The following is an 18,259-nucleotide window of genomic DNA, read 5'->3' on the forward strand; positions in this document are numbered from 1 at the left end:
ACCGACTGAGCTACTGAACCATAATAATGGCGGTCCCGACGGGAATCGAACCCGCGATCTCCTGCGTGACAGGCAGGCGTGTTAAACCGCTCCACTACGGGACCACTTAAAATATTGCGGGAGGCGGATTTGAACCACCGACCTTCGGGTTATGAGCCCGACGAGCTACCGAACTGCTCCATCCCGCGCTAATATTATTTAAAAACAACTACCTTATTAGGTTATCATTTTATTGAAATCTTGTCAATATTGTTTTTGATTTTTTTAGATTTAAATATCAATACTTAATCAAAAACGCCAAAACGTTACTTGTGACAAGTAGCACTAAAATTAACGACTTCGTTATTATATAGTTTGTAAGTATAAAGGTCAACCTCTCACAACATAAAAAACTTGGAATAAAACACCTTTATAGTAGATACTATTAATTATGTACCATAATAACCGACAGAAAAACACTCAAGGTATTCGATGGAGGATGAATCTACCTTGAGTGCTTCGGGAATCTTAAACATGATTAGGAGAATATCAATTTTAATTTGATGGTTAACCCATCTAACAACATTATATTTAGGTTAACCTAAAAATTCAAGCGATAACCCTCTCTCATACAATTAATCAAATTTTTGAAGTACTTTATTTTTTAGGAATAGAAATGCATTAAACCCATCTTGGCTACAAAAATGTCCACCTGTCTCTTGTTCATATAACTTACAGTCTAATGCTTCACATAGTTTGCGTGTTGCATCAATTGGTACGACATAGTCATCTTTAGCCCCCACTCCAAACATGTGAATCACTTTGTTATGTAATTTTTCAAAGTCTAAGTCCCATTTAAAAAATGAGTCGAGCACTTCTTGATCAGGTAGATGTCTATCGTCTGGCAAATCACCTTTAAAGCCTGACACCATCGCTAAACTACCTACTTTCGAGACATCAAGATCTTGAATAAATTTCAATGTTGTAATCACACCTAAGCTATGTGCAATGAAAATTGTATCTTTATTGACGTCTGTGATATGTTCTTTCATATATTGAACCCATTCATCGCCATTTGGGCGCTCTGTATTAGGTAAATCTAAGACTGTTACGTCATGTCCTTCAATTTCTAGTGTATTTTTTAACCAAGGAAACCAATGATCACTGCTATTCGCTTGATAACCGTGGATAATATAGACATTTGTCATTGTACTGCCTCCCTATAAATTCAATTACTACTATCAATATTATCATACTTTAAAGTAACAACTATGTTATTGAAATAATTGTACCAAATTCGTTGAATTTTCTTAATATTCCTAAATCTATAATTCAACAAAAAGTAACCCTTGCTTCATCTATTATAAATGATACACGGGCTACTTTTATAGCTTTATAAAACACGTGGTAGGAGATTTTCCACTGCTTTGTGGGCCTGACTAATGCAATCTGGTAAGCCAACCGCTTCAAACGGTGCGCCTGTAATTTGTAGGTGCTGATAATTATCTAAAATATGTTGCTGAATACGATTGATTTGATCAATATGTCCCACATGATATTGCGGACTTGCGTATGGCATTTTATTCACAATTGTAAATTCTGGGTCACCTTTAAATGTCATCATTTGTTCTAAATCACGACGGGCAATTTTTACTAAGTTCTCATCTGTTTCTTCATTCACAATATTGTCGCCTTGTTTTCCAATATAAGCACGAATAAGCACTTTACCCTCTGGTGTTGTATGTGGCCACTTCATTGATGTCCACGTACATGCTGTAATATCTGTATTACTAGTACGCGCAATTACAAATCCAGTTCCGTTATGAATGTTCTCAATATCCTTTTCATCAAATGCAAAAACGATGGTTGCTACTGATGACGCTTCAAGTTCATTGAAATAATCAAACATTGGATCTGTATCAAACCATTTGCGGAACACTTGATGCGGCGTTGCAACGATGACACCATCATAGAAATGCTCTGTATCTTCTCCTAACACGACATAATAACCTTTTTGTGTTGATTTTAAATCTTCCACTTTGGTGTTGTATTGTATCGTGACATCATGTTGAATGAGCCATTTTTCTAAATGAACGATGAAGTCATAGAGTCCACGCTTAAATTGTTTAAACTGCCCTTGTGCACCCGTCTGTTTATAATCTTCTTTTTCTAAGCGGGCTTTACGAACTTGTTGCATGCCTTTAATAATGCTGCCATGTTGTTCTTCAAGCGATTTAAAGTTCGGGAATGTACTCATCAAACTTAATTCGTCAATATCCGTCCCATAAATACCACTCAGTAATGGCTCAATTAAGTTCTCTAACAACTCGTCGCCTAATCGTTCTCTAAAGAAGTGCCCGACTGACATGTCGCCCTCTGGCATTTCTAACGGCTTAATTGTCAAATCCTTTAATGCACGCAATTTACCTTTCATTGAGATCAATTGTGTTGTCATAAATGGCTTAATATCAGTTGGAACGCCTAAAATTGCACCACCCGGTATTGGATACAGTTGATCATCCGCAAAAATATACGACTGACCCGTTTGATTCGTCACAATATCCTCATCTGCTATGCCAACATCTTTCGCAACATCTGTCATAATCGTCTTGCGTCCTAAATATGATTCTGGGCCAAGCTCTATCACATACCCATCACGATAAGCTGTTTTTATTTTGCCCCCGGGTACATCGGTTGCTTCATAAATCGTTACATCGACATTTGGATACTGTTTCTTTATAAAATATGCACTTGTTAAACCCGTAATCCCAGCACCTACAATTGCTATTTTTGTCATTTTCCTCACGCTTTCTTAATATATATTAGCAATTTCATCTACAATTGCACCGATAAATAATGGATGTGTATCAGGCATCGGTGGACGATGATATGTCGCCCCTACTTCGTCACAAACGACTTTACATTCATAATCATTGTCGTAAAGGACTTCAAGATGTTCTGCAACAAATCCTACCGGTGTATAAATAAAATGTTTACTACCTAATGCTGTATATAAATCACGTGTCAAATCTTGAACATCTGGACCAATCCACGGTGTCCCTGTATTGCCTGCTGATTGCCAACCGACTGCTATTTGTTTTAAAGGTATATGTTCTGCAATCAAACGTGCTGTTTTTGAAATCTGTTCAGGATATGGATCGTTACTTTCTAAAATCATTTTTTCAGGTAAGCTGTGTGCCGATACGATTAACATTGTTTTATCGTAATCTTGCTCAGGTATATTTTTTAATGCTTCATTAATGCGCATTGCCCAGTATTCAATAAATTTAGGCTGTTCAAAATAGCTATTCACATGATGTAATGTGATGCCATACTTATCTGCCTGTTCTTTCGCACGCTTGTTATAAGAACCGATAGAGAATCTAGAATAGTGAGGTGCTAACACCACGGTTACAGCTTCAGTAATACCATCTTGATGCATTGCTGTTACAGCATCTTCAATAAATGGATGAATATGTTTTAAACCAATATATAATTTAAATTCTGTATCCTTGTATCGTTCACTATTATTAAGTGCCGTTACAAGCGCTTCAGCTTGACGTTCAGTCGTTCCAGCAAGCGGTGATAAGCCACCAATCGCTTCATAACGTTGTGTTAAGTCTTCTAACTCTTCTTGACTTGGCTTACGTCCTCGTCTGATATCTGTATAGTATGGCTCAATATCACTCTTTTTATATGGCGTCCCATATGCCATTACTAACAAGCCCAATTTTTTTGTCATTTTTTATCCGTCCTTTATATACACATATTCAATATTCGTTAATTTTTAGCTGTGTAGTCGTGAACAAATTGTGCAACACGACGTAAAGTAGCAGGATCTACTTCAGGAAATACACCATGTCCTAGATTAAAGATATGTCCCCCTGCATGTGCCATACCTTGATCTAAAATTGGTTTTAAGCGTGCCTCGATAACATCCCAAGGTGCTAGTAAAATACTTGGATCTAGGTTACCTTGAACTGTTTTCGTTACACCTTGTTTCCCTGCTTCTTGAATCGATGTACGCCAATCGAGTCCTAATACATCAATTGGTAATTCATGCCAAGCATCAATTAAATGACTGGCACCCACACCGAACAGAATGACTGGTACATCTAATTCTTTAATACCAGAAACGAGTTTATGCATGCATGGTTGAATAAAATACTGATAATCTGCATGATTCAGCGCACCGACCCATGAATCGAAAATTTGAATGAGTTGTGCCCCTGCTTCTACTTGAGCTTTTACATATGTAATGGACATCTCCGCAAGTGTATCCATCAATTTGAACCATGTCGCTTCATCACGATACATCATTGCTTTTGTTTTATTATAGTTTTTAGATGGCCCCCCTTCGATCATATAGCTTGCCAAAGTAAAGGGTGCACCTGTAAAACCGATTAATGGCACGTTTAATTGTTCTTGTGTTAACAATTTAATTGTATCAAGTACGTATGGGACATCACGTTGCGGGTCTATTTGACCTAGCGCTGTCACATCTGAATATTGACGAATTGGATTAGCAATCACTGGTCCAATGCCGGACTTAATTTCAACATCTACCCCAATCCCTTTTAATGGCGTCATAATGTCTTTATATAAAACAGCGGCATCTGTATGATATTGATCAACAGGTAGCTTTGTTACGTATGCACAAAGTTCCGGTTGATGCGTAATTTCAAATAATGAATATTTTTCTTTTAGTTTTCTATATTCTGGTTGAGAGCGACCTGCTTGACGCATAAACCAAACGGGTGTATGCGCAGATTTTTCCCCTTTAATTGCTCGTAACATCGTATCATTAAACGTATTATTCATGAGGTCCTCCTTATTTACAATCATTCTTTCCAAATATAGCACACTCACATTAAAGAACTCTGTGAAACGCACCATTGTCACAAAAAATTAAAATGTCATTTTACGCATAAAAGATGAGACATGTTTAACATATAACTTTGCATGTCTACTCAAATATATCAAAATTTCAATACGTCTTTTAGTATAGCATGTGGCAAATAACAGTTGTAACTCACATTTATTATTTTTTAAATTAGATTTTTCACGTCAAAATATTGCATATCGACGATTTCTATTAAAACCACCAACAACCCTAACATTATTTATTTAAGTTTTTTCATAAAAGGGGTATGATATTATTAGAAAAGTAAGGTATATTGCCTGTGATATAGGAGGAAAATAAATGAATTTTTATATTACCTATGGGACATTAGGATTTTTAAAACAAATTCAAGAGAAACATGAAGACCGTGAGTTACATATCTTTTCTGGTGAAGGACAATCTGTTATTTTTGAAGAATCTCAAACGGATACTGTTTTCCAACAACCGAATGAATATCGTGCATTAACACGTGTAGGAACAATTCAAGACAGCGACTTCCAAGTGCTTATTACGATTCCTACAACTGAAGACCATAAGTATCAACTTGAAAAGCAATTAGAAAATTACGTACCAACACTTAGCGATAATGATGGCTTTCACAGTTACCGTCTACTTAAATCAAATCGCCAAAACATTTATAAAGTATTACTCGGTTTTGATTCTCGCAATGCGTATGATGATTACAAAAAGTCATCAGCATTCCGTGAAAATTTATCATTAGAAGCAACAAAACCACTCGCGGGTGCATCTAGTGTGCATGCATCTTACTTAGAAAAATATTTCTATCCGGTTGATGAATCAATCGTTAACGAAGACGAATAAATGTACAAAATTACCCCCTACTCTTCCATTTTAGAGAGGGGGTAGTATTATGTGTCTTAATCACGTAATAACGCTTCTTTATATTTTAACTTCTTAATCGTACGACGAATTGTAAAGAATCCAACGACGAATAAGCAAATCACTAAATAACCATGTGATAAGTTCATGATTAAATAAACAATACTCAATAAAACACTAATAATGATAGCTGTTATATTAAGAAACTGCTCGTAGCCACGAATAACAAGTTCCTCAGAAGCTGGCCATACTTGTGGCCATAAACCGTATGCTTCTTGTGTGTAGAACTGCGACATTTGTAATATTAAAATATACATCGCCATACAACCAATAATGAGACTTACAAATGGCTGACTTAACCAAATCATTAACAACACAGCGATGATCATCAAACGCAACGTTAAATTGAACGCATCTTTGCCACGCAAAAAGTTACGTTTAAATAAATACGGATACATGACTTGTTCATTAAATGTCTTCGGTGTCGCTAATAAAAAGTCTAAGTATCGTCGACGGACGGCGCCTTCTTGTAATCCTTTGACATCCGTAAACATGCTGACAAATTTATAATAATTGACTTGATGTTGTCGTGCTTGTTTGATTAAAAATGCCCATGGCAAGCGTTTTTGTAGTGTTAATTTTTTTAAAACGACATAGAGTATTAGTAACACAATCATGCTGCCAAAGCTATACCAACTTTGTGTTGCTAGCATAATATAATAACCTAATAAATAAATAACAAATAACACAATATGGATTGCCCATGGCTTGATACCGTACACAAACCAATGCCATTTGATTAACAGACCTAAAAGTGGAAAGATAATTGAGAATACGACCACCATAACAAAGGCTAACGTCTGATGCGGTACCAATGTATGTACAAGTGGGTACGCGATAACTAGTAAAACAATTTGTAACGGTAAGCGTGTGAAAAAGCTCATCCATATACTTTGTTGAATATATGTCGTCATTTGTAATTCATAAGGTAACAGAAACAGACTATCCGCTTCTTCCAAATACGTTTTCAATGGAAAGTTGGAACTTACGGCTAAGACGATTGATATAAGCAAGAAGTAATCAATACCTTTAGGAATATTTCGCAACCATTCACCATATCCAAGAATAAATGCCCCTATTAAAATGACTAGAAAGACAGTGAAATGTCCGTTGAAAATAAATTTATTGTAGTATTGCTTTTCTTTGCGCTTTGCACGATATCGATTTGCGAAAAGTTGCTGCGCCGTCATCATCGGTCGGCTCCTTGTGTCGCACGAATATAAATATCATCTAACGTCGCATTCGGCATTTTTAACTGTTGACGTAACGCTTCGAGATCCCCAAGCGCCACCACTTCACCTTGGTCTAATATAATAAAGCGATCACAGTAGCGCTCAGCTGTTGCTAATATGTGCGTACTCATCAATACAGTACGTCCTTCTTGCTTTTTATCATCCATTAAATCTAACATTGCTTGAATGCCGAGTGGATCTAATCCTAAAAACGGCTCATCAATAATATATAAATCGGGATCTACAATAAATGCGCAAATAATCATTACTTTTTGCTTCATCCCTTTAGAAAAGTGACTCGGAAATACTTCTAATTGGTCTTCTAAGCGAAAAGTCTTTAGCAATGGACGTGCACGTTTCATTGCCGTCTCTTCATCAATGCCATATGCCATAGCAGTCATATATATATGTTCTTTTAATGTTAACGTCTCATAAATAACAGGAGATTCTGGAATATACGATAGATGTTTGCGATATGCGTGAATATCCTCATTAATATCTATTCCAGAAATGGACATTTTACCTTCACTCGGCGTCAATAATCCTAATATATGTTTAATTGTTGTACTTTTTCCTGCACCGTTCAAACCGATAAGCCCTACAATCTCACCTGGGTTGAGCGCAAATGATACATTTTTTATAACAGGCTTTTTACCGTAACCACCTGTAAGATTTTCTACTTGTACAGTCATTCACTCTGCACCTCCATAGACAGTATTGTACCAAATTGACACGTAGAAATGCTATTCCCGAGATAACTGTTATCTAGTTACACCGATTACACCACATGCTATAATATTATCAAATGATCGGAGGGAGCGAATAATATGTCAGAAACAATTTTTTCAAAAATCATCGCTGGAGACATACCGAGTTACAAAATTTATGAGAATGAATATGTCTATGCCTTTTTAGATATTTCACAAGTATCGAAAGGTCATACGCTACTCATCCCTAAAAAACCTTCTGCAAACATTTTTGAAACGGATGCAGAAACAATGAAACACATCGGGGAAGCATTACCAATCGTGGCGAATGCTATCAAAGCAGCGTTTAATCCAGACGGCCTAAATATCATTCAAAATAATGGTACGTATGCGTCACAATCCGTGTTCCATATTCATTTCCATTTAATTCCTCGTTATGAAAATGACATTGATGGCTTTGACTACAAATGGGAAACACATGAAGATGTGATTGACGACAACAAAAAGTCAGAAATTGCACAACAAATCGCGTCACACATTCAATAGTCGATTGCATAATCATACTGATTTGCGGGTATAAAATAATATGAAATGACTTGAGGAGGATTTTTATGAAAGCAGCAAAAATTACGCTAGGTCTTGCAGCTGGTATTGCGACGGGTGTCAGTCTTGTATTAATGGAACGTCAAAAAGATACAGTACGTTCAAACAATTTGACTGAAAACGCACCTGCTGAAATTTCAGGCGAACTAGATACGATGAAATCTCAATTAGATGACATTAAAAATCATGCGGTCACAATTAAACAAGATGGTACTGAATTTGCACGTTCAATCGGTGGAGATCTTAAAACAACAATTGGAGAATTTAAAGCAGATATTACACCAAATATCCAAAGATTGCAGCGATATATAGAAAATATCCAAAATCGTGGCGAAGAAATCACAAATTTTCCAACAAAAAAGTAATTTTTTGATATATAAATTAAAAATATTTGATATTTTTAGTGAGTAATATGCGATAATCAGATATACTATTATTAAGCATGGTACATGTGTACCATGCTTTTATACAGTTGAAAGGAGATAGTCGCATGACCGATAAACAGCACCAAATTGAGAGTATTTTATACACGCATAAAGCTGCTATGCTATCAAAAGTCATCTGGAAAAATGCAGAAAATGACTGGCAAGCTTGGCTTAAAAAATACGGCATTACAATGAATGAACATTTAATTCTAATGACTATTTATGCATTTAAAAAGGTAACTATTTCTGATATTTCACGTTACGGTGTGATGCATGTATCAACTGCTTACAACTTTGCAAAGCGTCTTGAGTCACAAGGATTATTAAAATTGGAAAAAGATACGAACGATAAACGTAATACTTTTATCATTTTAACCGAAGAAGGACATTCGCTTGTGGAAAATATCTTTGATCAATACGATATGGCAAACAATAGCATTTATCGTGCTGCTCAAGATTATAATGAAGAAATGTTTCACTTCCCAAGTTTCAGTGATGAACACTATCTTGTATCACAATTGCAAGGTAAGGTGTTCTTAGATGGCATCAACCAATGTCACGATCACTTACGAAAAAATTTACTTGACGCTGATTAAAATGCGGTAGATAATACGTAATATCAAACTTGCATTAAAGGAGTTTTTTTGATGCTTAATTGTTCAAGATCAATCGATATTCATTCTCGGTTTGGTATTCCACGTATCGCATTTATTAGCTTTGTAACTGTAATCATCACATTTTTGATTAGTTTTGAAGTTTTTCATTATTATTCAGATGTGCCGTTTACAGATAAAAATTTTTCTATATTTCTTATCTTAATGATGTGCCTATATCCATTGCACAAGCTCATTCATGTTATAACGGTATTACCATACTTTCGTTATATTAAAATGTATAAGTTAATGCCTAAGAGCTGGGTGCCATTATACAACATCTTTTTAGATAAGCCTGTGCGCAAATATTACTTTTGTATTTGCTTAATCGCACCTTTGATTGTTATTTCATTAATTTGTATTTTAATTGCCAGTGCCTTTCCGCACTATGGTCATTATTTTATGTTTTTATTAGCACTTAATGCTGGATTTTCTGTGATGGATCTACTTTATTTAAAAGTGATTTTCTTTTGCAAACGCGGACAGTTTGTAGAGGAACATATCAATGGATTCGTCCTTCTCGAAAAAAATTGCACATCGGATCATATTTCTATTGGCTAGGCTTATGGCGCTTAGCCAATTTTTTAGTGCTTTCGTTTTATGTCTCTCTCATACATTAGTCGTAGTCTCTATGTATTTCATTGGTTCAGTTGTACGATTGTGGTATATTATGTGTGTTACTTTTATGCAAAGGAGCTTACAAAATGAAACAAGGCTTACAAAAATTAATCATACCGTTATCAGCAACTGCCCTACTTTTAGGCGCATGTGGTAACGATGCACCATCATCTAAAGGCGAAACATTAATCTCATCAAAAGCCGGCGATGTCAAAGTTGAAGATGTAATGAAAGACATCGGTAACAACCAAATCGCTAGTAGCTCATTTAAATTATTACTTGGCAAAATTTTAGAAGATAAATATGGCGACAAAGTTGACGATAAACAAATCGAAAAAGATATTGATAGCCAAATTGAAAAATATGGTGGCAAAGAGCAATTTGAAAGCTTATTAAAGCAGCAGAAGTTGTCGATGGACGAATATAAAGAACAACGTAAACTCATTGAATATCAAAAACGTTTATTGAATGAAAAAGTTGATATCTCAGATAAAGATATTAAAGAACAAACCAAAAAAGCATCGCATATTTTAATTAAAGTAAAAGAAAATGATGACGATAAAGAAGGCTTAACTGATAAAGAAGCGAAGAAAAAAATTGAAGAAATCAAAAAGCAACTTGATAAAAACCCTAAAAACTTCGATAAAATTGCAAAAAAAGAGTCTATGGATTCAAGCAGCGAACAAAACGGTAGTTTAGGCTACGTTGTTAAAGGTCAAATGGTAGAACCGTTTGAAAAAGCGCTGTTCAAATTAAAAGAAGGCGAAATCTCTGACGTTGTCAAAACAGATTATGGTTATCATATCATTCGTGCCGACAAGCAAACAGATTTCAATAAAGAAAAAGCACAGTTAAAAACAAAACTGATTCAAAATAAATTACAAGAAGAACCAGAACTTTTAACAGACGCTTATAAAGATTTATTAGACGAATATAAAGTCGATTACAAAGATCGTGATATTAAAAATGCCATTGAAGATTCTATTTTAAATCCAGAATCACTTCAAAAAGCCGCTCAAAGCTCACATGGCGGTCAAGGTCTTGGTGTGTAATGGCTCTTTAGCCTTTCTGATGGATAATCTAAGGGGCTGGGACATAAGGAAAATCATCCTAAATAATTAGGGGAAAAGCACTAATTGGCAGTAGGTGTCTGAAGTGAAAATACGTTTTAAAAAACTTTTTCACTTCTAGTCACCCTTACCGGGGCGGGACGACGAAAGCTTTTTGTGAAAATGAGCTTTCTGTCCCGCTCCCTAAAATCCCCTCTAACATACGAATAGGAGCCTGTAAAACGCGATATACGTTTTACAGACTCCTATTTTTTAATCTAGTTTTTCTGGCTTATAGAAGCGTCTATTTTCAAGGCCTCGAATTTTACCAGTCATGGCACCTTTATCTGTATTTTTCAAAGCTTTATCAAACATATTCATACGAGCATCAATATTATCTATGAAATGTAGAATTTCTGCTTCTTTCACTTGCGGTAACTTTGGAGAACCAAACTCTAATTTACCGTGGTGTGCTAGGATAAGGTGGCGTAACAATAACACTTCTTCACCATCAATATTCAACTGACGCGCTGCTTCAGCAATCTCATCACTCGCTATGGAAATATGGCCGAGTAAGTTCCCTTCCAACGTATATGTCGTTGCGACAGGTCCTGATAATTCCACCACTTTACCGATGTCATGCAAAATAATGCCACTATATAATAAACTTTTGTTAATGCTCGGATAAATTTGACATAAGCTTTGTGCGACTTCCAACATCGTCACAACGTGGTAGCTAAGCCCACCTACAAAGTTATGGTGCATCGAGCTTGCAGCTGGATAAACGAAAAATGCTTGTTCGTATTTATTTAAAAGATGACGTGTAATTCTTTGTAAGTTCGCATTTTCAATATCAAAAATATAGTCACGTAACATCGTTTTAATATCTTCAGATGAAATGGGTGCACGTTCAATAAAGTCACCAATTTGTACACCATCCGCTTCAGTAGCCACTCTATATTGTGTCATTTTTAATTGTCGATTATTTCGATAGTTGATGACATCACCTTTAACGTGAATGACCAATTCTGGCTTTAAAATTTGAAGGTCATCCTTCGTCACAGTCCAAAACTTTGCTTCAATTTCACCACTTTGATCTTGAAGCTTCAACGTCATATAGTCTTTCCCTTGATTTGTGACACCTTGCGTTACCTGGTGTACTAAAAAGAAATGGTCTACCTTATCTCCAGGCTTTAACGTTTCTACATGTCTCATGGTACAGCACCTTTCTTCATTCTATTTCTCTAATTTTTGCAATGTGACACTTTGCTTAGCTGGTAGTGTCGAATCTTGGTTACATGTGAAATATAAAATTTGATAATTATCTGGCATTGATTTCAAAAATGCCATCATTCGTTTTTTACGCAATGCATCAAAGTGAACGAATGCATCATCAATAATAATTGGTAACGAATAATACGGTTTTAATACTTTAATCAAACTGATACGCAATGCGAAATACAATAATTCTTTCGTTGATTGACTTAATTCTACCGGATGATACATTTGACCATCTTTATGACGTACCATCACTTGTTCATTTTCATAAGTCACTTGAACATATTCGCCGTTCGTTAACGTCTCATAAATCGTTGTCGCTTCTTGAACAACTTGAGGTAAACGTTTATCTTTAATCTGTTTAATATGCGCGTCTACAAGCGCCTCAAGGTAACTTAGCGCTGCCCAATCTTCCGCTAATTCATTTAACTGACTACGCACAATTTGATATTGATGTTTCAAATGTCTTAGTGTATTGTCCGTTTCCATATGATTGATTTGTGCAGTTAAATCACTCACTTCACTTTGTAATGTTAAATAACGCTCATTATAATCATCAATTTGCGCTTCTAACTTTTGATGTTCTGCTTCTAACTGCGCTGTTGTCTTTTCACTCAGTTTTGAACTTTTTTCATAACCATAGTCTTGATTTTTTAAGAAATGCGTTAAATCATTAAAACGCGCCAAAGACTGCTCATATGTTTGGTAACGATCATGATGTTTATAGTAACTTTCCTCATCCAACGCACCGATAAAGTCAAATAGCTGTTGAATAACGTTACGATTGTCACTTAAGCGTGTATTCAAATGTTTTACTTCGTTATCAAGTAATTGTAACTGTTCATCATTATGTTGATAACGCATCGCATCAGATTGCGTTTGTTTGAGCCATTCACGCACATCATGGAACAGTGATACACAATCAACATTTGAAATCTGTGAGGCTAATTGTTGTATTGCTTCATCATAAAATGCTGTCAACTTATCGTTTAATGCTGAACGATTCGCTTCAAGCTGCGAAAGTCTAGCATGTTGTTCCTTAATCGACTGAATCGTCTGTACCGCATCTACTAATAACTCGTCGGACATTTTAGCTGACAAATGCAAATCTTGACGAATCGCATTCACTTTGTTGTTATCTTCCTCGTGTTGTGCCTCAGCTGCTTCTAATTGCTGCTGTAAACGCTGTTGTTTTTTCGCAGAGATTGCCAGATTTTGCTGGCGCTGTTCGATTTGATCTCTCAATTGATATTGATCTGACAACTCAAAGTTCAAGTCATAGGCGTCTTCTAATGCTTTTACTTCAGATTCTAGCTGCGTAATCTCTTCAGCAAAGCGCTCATTATGCCCTACTTCCTTCGTTTTAACGACAAAGACTGCAATAATGAACAAACAAGCTAATACTGCAAAAATACTGCCATACAAAACAGCTGATGAGACAAACGCATACGCCGCAACACCTGCAGAGATAAGCGCCATCACCACAAATAAAATGCGTAACATGTTTTGACGTTTTTGCTTTTGTTGTTGTTCTATTTCAAAAGCTTCTTTCATCTTCACAAAAAGATTGCGTTTTTCATTTAACTCTAAAGAACGTTTCTCATACACTTTTTTCTGTTCGAAAGTCTCATCTGATACTAAGCGTGCATTAAGTTGCTCAAGCTCTGTTTCATGTGCTTGATGCTCAATCACGTGTTCATCTAACATATTGCGATATTGCTGAAGACCGTGCGCGTTTTCTCGTTTACTTTTTAGAACGTCGCTTACATAGCTCTTCTGCACTTCTGACGCATCGACATCTTCGTAAACTGTTTCCCAGCCGATATTTGATTTTAAGCCTTCAATCTCTCTCGACACATGTTCGATATCACGCTCAACTTGATGTAACTCACGTGCCTGTTGTTTGACGTCATCTTCTTGTTTTGCAATTGCTTCAACTTTGTCTATAACCTCAGCACTTGGTACCGTTAATTTCTCATTTTCTGCTTGCAACTGTTTGTACTTCTCTTCACGCAAGCCAATATCACGTGCTAACTGTTGCGTTTGAAGTTTCGCCGCTTCGTAACGATCAATCCCTTGCTCAGGGAACGTAATCGGTTCAACATTTAAATCAGACTCCAGCGCCTTCCACTCTTGAACTTGTTCATGTAACGCCATTTCTTTTTGCTTTTCTTCAAAAAATGTCGTGAGATGATCTAAGTTTTCTTTAACCGCTTCTAAACGCCCTGCTGACTTGTCGCGTGTTTCCACTAGGCGTTGATACGATTCCACTTGGGTAGAAGCTTCACGAATTTGTAGTTCTAAATCTTTCAGCTCTGCCACTTTTCGATTAATTTCAGGTTGCTGACCTGACTTTTTATATAAGTTTTGCTTTTTCTTATTAATCAAATCACGCATACCGATAAATTCAGTCGATCCAAGCGCACCAGCCTGCATTAAAAAGTTTTGCAGTTGTGTTTCAGACATATGCTTATGAATATCTTGAAGTCCTAACACATTAAAAGAAAAAATATCTTGGTAGGTGCGTTTATTAATAAAATTAAGATGTTCTTTCAACCAATTTTCATCTTTAATTGCGCCATTCGGTAAATAAACTTTCACATCGCCTTGCGCACTGCCTTTCACACGCTCAACATCAACTTCAGTATGATCGTCTAATATAAGTGTCACACGCCCACCATACTGATTACCCATGCGTGGCTCTAATCGTGGCTCATTCTCTTTCTTAGTTGGAAATCCGAATAGTATCGAATGGATAAATGCTTGTAACGTTGATTTACCCGCTTCATTTTCTCCAAAAATCTGTGTGATATGCTGATTAAATTCAACTTTTCGCTGAACAAATTGACCGTAGCCATAAATTTCTACTGACTTAATCTTCATCGTCTATCTGCTCCCTTCAATTCAGCATTAATCATTGCTTCCGCACGTTCCACTAACGCTTGTCGATCATGTGCCATATAATGATCTAAGTATTTTGATGCCTTTGGATTCATGTATAAATCACTTAGTGCTGCTTCATAAATCTCATCTTGTGTTAACAAATCTGGCGCAAATTCTTTAAAAATAGAATGTGTTTCTAACTCAGTATAGTGAATATCGAGCGTATCAATAATGACAAAATACTGTTCATTTTCTTCATAATCCAAAATCATCGCTTTAACTTGTTCAATGACTTGTGGATCAATGCGTTCATCACCGGATACATTTAACTGTAAACGATAAAACGCTCGACCTAAACTGCGCACACTTTGTTTAAATGCTTGAATCGCATCATATAGAGCTTGTTGTGTAATTTGATCAACATCAATCGCTGCTGTCTCGAAACGAATAAATTGCGTTGGCACAAATCTTGTCGCCAGTTTGACATGATCACCTTCTACGATTAAACAGCCCTTCTCGCCCTGTTCTTTAAAATGACGCCCTTGAATGTTACCCGGATAATGAATTTCTGGTAAGTCACTCAACTGTTGACGTTTGTGAATATGCCCCAGCGCCCAATAGTGGTAAAGCTTTTTATTTAAGTCTTCTAAACGAAACTCTGTATATCGGTCTGACGCACCTGACTTACTATATGTACCGTGAAGCACACCGATATGAACGACATTACGATCTTCATTTGTTGGATAATCATCAATTTTATTTTCATAACTTGCTGAAGTTTCATAACTAAATCCATGAATATGAACGTTATCCCCTGTTTTCGTAATCGCTTGATACGTTTCTACGTCATTCGAGAAAACTGTCACATTCTCAGGCCAATCGGACGTAATACGCTCAGACAACGGGTCATGATTGCCATGGACGATATAAACAAAAATTTGTTCTTTTTGTAATCGTTCAAACTCTTCCTTAAGAAAAACTTCTGCTTTAAGTGTACGATTGCGTTGATCGAATAAATCCCCGCTAATAATGACAAAATCAACACTTTCACGCAATGCGAGATCCACGATTTGTTTAAAACTCTCATACGCACTATTTTCAACATCTCTTAAGATATTCGGACTCAAATGCTGCTTGGATACCATTGGACTATCAAGATGTAAGTCTGCACAATGCAAAAATTTAACCATCACTGTTAGCTCCTTTTCCAGAAATTTGATCTATGATAACACGTTAAAAACCTTGTTATGTATTCCTTTATTTTAGCATAATTTATATGTAAATGATGTTACAAAATCATAATACAATACGCCCTTTAAAGTGAAGACGCTGTCCATACTTTAAAGGGCGTATTAATTTATAAAGCTATTGCATTGTATAACGAATTAGTCTTGGTAAATTTCGTCTAAAGGTTTCACAATGATTTGGTTAATTTCTTGGAATACTTGGCTCATTTTTTGCTCAGCATTCATTAATTCTGAAATGTTACCATCTTTTTCAATTTCTTGTGCTTGTTCTTGTGCTTTTTTGATTTCTTCTTCCGTTAATTGTTCACCTTGCATTTGTTTTTGTTGGAAGTTTAATTGTGTTTCACGGAATTCATCAAATAATTTTTTAGATTCTGCATCAGCATTTACTTTTGCATATGCATCTTTAATTGCATTGTACTCGTCGCTTTCGCGTAAAGCTTGTTCTAATTTGTTTGCGTAATCATATAAATTTACTGCCATTATAATCGCTCCTTAGTAGTCAATGTTAAAGCCAGCATTGTCTCACTGACTTCTTTCCTTGCTTACGATACCATACTTTGAGTGATTATACAAAGATTGCAATTACCCCTTGGAAAATTCCAATCAGTCCACCTAAAATAAAGCCAAGTAACATGATTAATTTAAGTTCTTTGTTCGCAATTTCAAAAATTAACTGCTCGATATAATCTAACTCAAAGCGATTGATCTGTTCCTCAATTAAGCCGCGAATATTCACCTGACGCATAATAGATGATAATCGATTCGCTAATACGCTTAAAATCAAGTCTGTAATTTTATCAATGCCATTCACATCTAAACGTTCGAACAATTGTGGTACAAGTCGATTCAACGGCTGATGTGCACGTTGCGATAACTTCAATTGCATCAATACATAATCCGCAACACGTCCACGTATCTGTTCAAAGTTCTCATGTGTTACTAACGTTTCTATCTGCATTTGTTTAAATTTTGTATACTCTTGTTGTATTTGTGCCGCTAAAATATTTTGTGCTCTATGGTGATTGGTTAAACGAATCAATTCTTTTTGAATACGCTCAGCCATGGCGTCAGTTGTCATAAACATTTGTAACATTGAAACGATACCCCCTTTTTCAATAAAAAAGGTATCCAACATTTCACAAATATCTGCATAACCTTTATCAGATTCTAAATACGTGCGTGCTTTTTCTAACAACACACCATCTAGTTCTGAAACTTTCTGATCTAAGACGCTGATTATCTCCTTGGGCGCTATCTGTTCAAGTGTATGATTGCGATGCTGCTCATACTTCACTTGCAACTTATCAGATACGAATTGATCGATCCATTGATTACTCGTATTCACAACATCTATATCAAAATGTTCAGCGAGCCTTTGAATCGTCATATCGTCTTGCTGTAAACGTGCCACTTGGTTGGCAACCGTTTGTCTAATCGTTTGTCGCATTTCAGGTGCATTCAGTTTTTCACGTATTAATGACTCTGTTAATAAATGATCTTCAACTACTTGCCCAATCTTAACCGCAATTTCCCCTCGTCTTTTAGGGATAAGTCCCGGCGTGAATGGCACACGTCGCCCGAAAATATAGTACGCTTTAAATGGGTGGAAAAGCATTTTCACTGCAATCATATTGGTCACGCCACCAATTACAGCACCAATCACCATCATAAAAAGAACCACTAGTAGTGCTTGCATTGTCTTTCGCCTCTCAGTCTTTTAATCTACCTCGATATTATTCCACATCTCACAACATTTAACCAAATCTTTTACTTATAATT

At 36.0% G+C, this 18,259-nt stretch carries 17 protein-coding genes and 2 tRNA genes; 6 read left to right on the top strand and 13 right to left on the bottom strand.

The annotated features are described in order from the left end of the window. Positions 1-27: 27 nt before the first annotated feature. The 6 genes from TP70_RS02410 to hemE form a co-directional block, all read right to left on the bottom strand. Positions 28-104 (bottom strand) — tRNA-Asp (locus tag TP70_RS02410). Positions 105-114: 10 nt separating this feature from the next. Next, positions 115-188, bottom strand: a tRNA-Met gene (locus tag TP70_RS02415). Between the two features lie 426 nt (positions 189-614). Next, positions 615-1,187: an RBBP9/YdeN family alpha/beta hydrolase gene (locus TP70_RS02420; protein WP_044359075.1), complete on the bottom strand. Its 573-nt coding sequence runs from the start codon at positions 1,185-1,187 to the stop codon at positions 615-617. Between the two features lie 185 nt (positions 1,188-1,372). Further along, complete coding sequence (hemY, locus tag TP70_RS02425; RefSeq protein WP_044359076.1) at positions 1,373-2,776, bottom strand: protoporphyrinogen oxidase; 1,404 nt, start codon at positions 2,774-2,776, stop codon at positions 1,373-1,375. Between the two features lie 15 nt (positions 2,777-2,791). Next, positions 2,792-3,721, bottom strand: a complete 930-nt coding sequence (gene hemH / locus TP70_RS02430) for a ferrochelatase (RefSeq protein WP_044359077.1) — start codon at positions 3,719-3,721, stop codon at positions 2,792-2,794. A 38-nt stretch (positions 3,722-3,759) separates the two neighbouring features. After that, positions 3,760-4,800: a uroporphyrinogen decarboxylase gene (gene hemE, locus TP70_RS02435; protein ID WP_044359078.1), complete on the bottom strand. Its 1,041-nt coding sequence runs from the start codon at positions 4,798-4,800 to the stop codon at positions 3,760-3,762. A 382-nt stretch (positions 4,801-5,182) separates the two neighbouring features. Between hemE and TP70_RS02440 the strand changes: the two genes are divergently transcribed. Then, a complete protein-coding gene (locus TP70_RS02440) occupies positions 5,183-5,704 on the top strand; it encodes an antibiotic biosynthesis monooxygenase family protein (RefSeq protein WP_044359079.1) in 522 nt (173 codons plus the stop codon). A gap of 56 nt (positions 5,705-5,760) precedes the next feature. On the opposite strand, the gene ecsB is transcribed toward TP70_RS02440, so the two are convergent. Then, positions 5,761-6,975: an ABC transporter permease EcsB gene (gene ecsB, locus TP70_RS02445; protein WP_174221466.1), complete on the bottom strand. Its 1,215-nt coding sequence runs from the start codon at positions 6,973-6,975 to the stop codon at positions 5,761-5,763. Further along, positions 6,972-7,706 carry an ABC transporter ATP-binding protein EcsA gene (gene ecsA, locus TP70_RS02450; RefSeq protein ID WP_044359081.1) on the bottom strand — a complete coding sequence of 245 codons (735 nt, stop codon included), beginning with the start codon at positions 7,704-7,706 and terminating at the stop codon, positions 6,972-6,974. Before ecsA ends, ecsB begins: the two co-directional genes overlap by 4 nt. Positions 7,707-7,841: 135 nt before the next feature. Here ecsA and TP70_RS02455 point away from each other — a divergent pair, with 135 nt between their 5' ends. From TP70_RS02455 to TP70_RS02475, 5 genes are all read left to right on the top strand, one after another. Continuing rightward, entirely contained in the window at positions 7,842-8,267 is a 426-nt protein-coding gene (locus TP70_RS02455; RefSeq protein WP_044359082.1) for an HIT family protein, read from the top strand. Between the two features lie 65 nt (positions 8,268-8,332). Beyond that, positions 8,333-8,689 (top strand): YtxH domain-containing protein, encoded by a 357-nt coding sequence (locus TP70_RS02460; RefSeq protein WP_044359084.1) that lies wholly within the window; start codon positions 8,333-8,335, stop codon positions 8,687-8,689. Positions 8,690-8,814: 125 nt separating this feature from the next. Then, complete coding sequence (locus tag TP70_RS02465; RefSeq protein WP_044359085.1) at positions 8,815-9,345, top strand: HTH-type transcriptional regulator Hpr; 531 nt, start codon at positions 8,815-8,817, stop codon at positions 9,343-9,345. 51 nt (positions 9,346-9,396) lie between these two features. Next, complete coding sequence (locus tag TP70_RS02470; protein ID WP_044359087.1) at positions 9,397-9,963, top strand: DUF3267 domain-containing protein; 567 nt, start codon at positions 9,397-9,399, stop codon at positions 9,961-9,963. A 143-nt stretch (positions 9,964-10,106) separates the two neighbouring features. Continuing rightward, positions 10,107-11,072, top strand: a complete 966-nt coding sequence (locus TP70_RS02475; RefSeq protein WP_044359089.1) for a foldase protein PrsA — start codon at positions 10,107-10,109, stop codon at positions 11,070-11,072. 270 nt (positions 11,073-11,342) lie between these two features. On the opposite strand, the gene yhaM is transcribed toward TP70_RS02475, so the two are convergent. From yhaM to TP70_RS02500, 5 genes are all read right to left on the bottom strand, one after another. Then, complete coding sequence (gene yhaM, locus TP70_RS02480) at positions 11,343-12,284, bottom strand: 3'-5' exoribonuclease YhaM (RefSeq protein WP_044359091.1); 942 nt, start codon at positions 12,282-12,284, stop codon at positions 11,343-11,345. Between the two features lie 21 nt (positions 12,285-12,305). After that, on the bottom strand, positions 12,306-15,230 hold the full coding sequence (locus TP70_RS02485; protein ID WP_044359093.1) for an AAA family ATPase: 2,925 nt from the start codon (positions 15,228-15,230) through the stop codon (positions 12,306-12,308). Then, on the bottom strand, positions 15,227-16,420 hold the full coding sequence (locus tag TP70_RS02490) for a metallophosphoesterase family protein (protein WP_044359095.1): 1,194 nt from the start codon (positions 16,418-16,420) through the stop codon (positions 15,227-15,229). The genes TP70_RS02485 and TP70_RS02490 overlap by 4 nt, the downstream gene beginning before the upstream one ends. Positions 16,421-16,615: 195 nt before the next feature. After that, positions 16,616-16,960, bottom strand: a complete 345-nt coding sequence (locus TP70_RS02495; protein WP_044359096.1) for a YlbF/YmcA family competence regulator — start codon at positions 16,958-16,960, stop codon at positions 16,616-16,618. Positions 16,961-17,045: 85 nt separating this feature from the next. Then, positions 17,046-18,176 (bottom strand): DUF445 domain-containing protein, encoded by a 1,131-nt coding sequence (locus TP70_RS02500; RefSeq protein WP_044359097.1) that lies wholly within the window; start codon positions 18,174-18,176, stop codon positions 17,046-17,048. Positions 18,177-18,259 lie beyond the last annotated feature (83 nt).

The sequence above is a fragment of the Staphylococcus microti genome (assembly GCF_000934465.1).
In the GTDB taxonomy this organism is placed as follows: Bacteria; Bacillota; Bacilli; order Staphylococcales; family Staphylococcaceae; genus Staphylococcus; species Staphylococcus microti.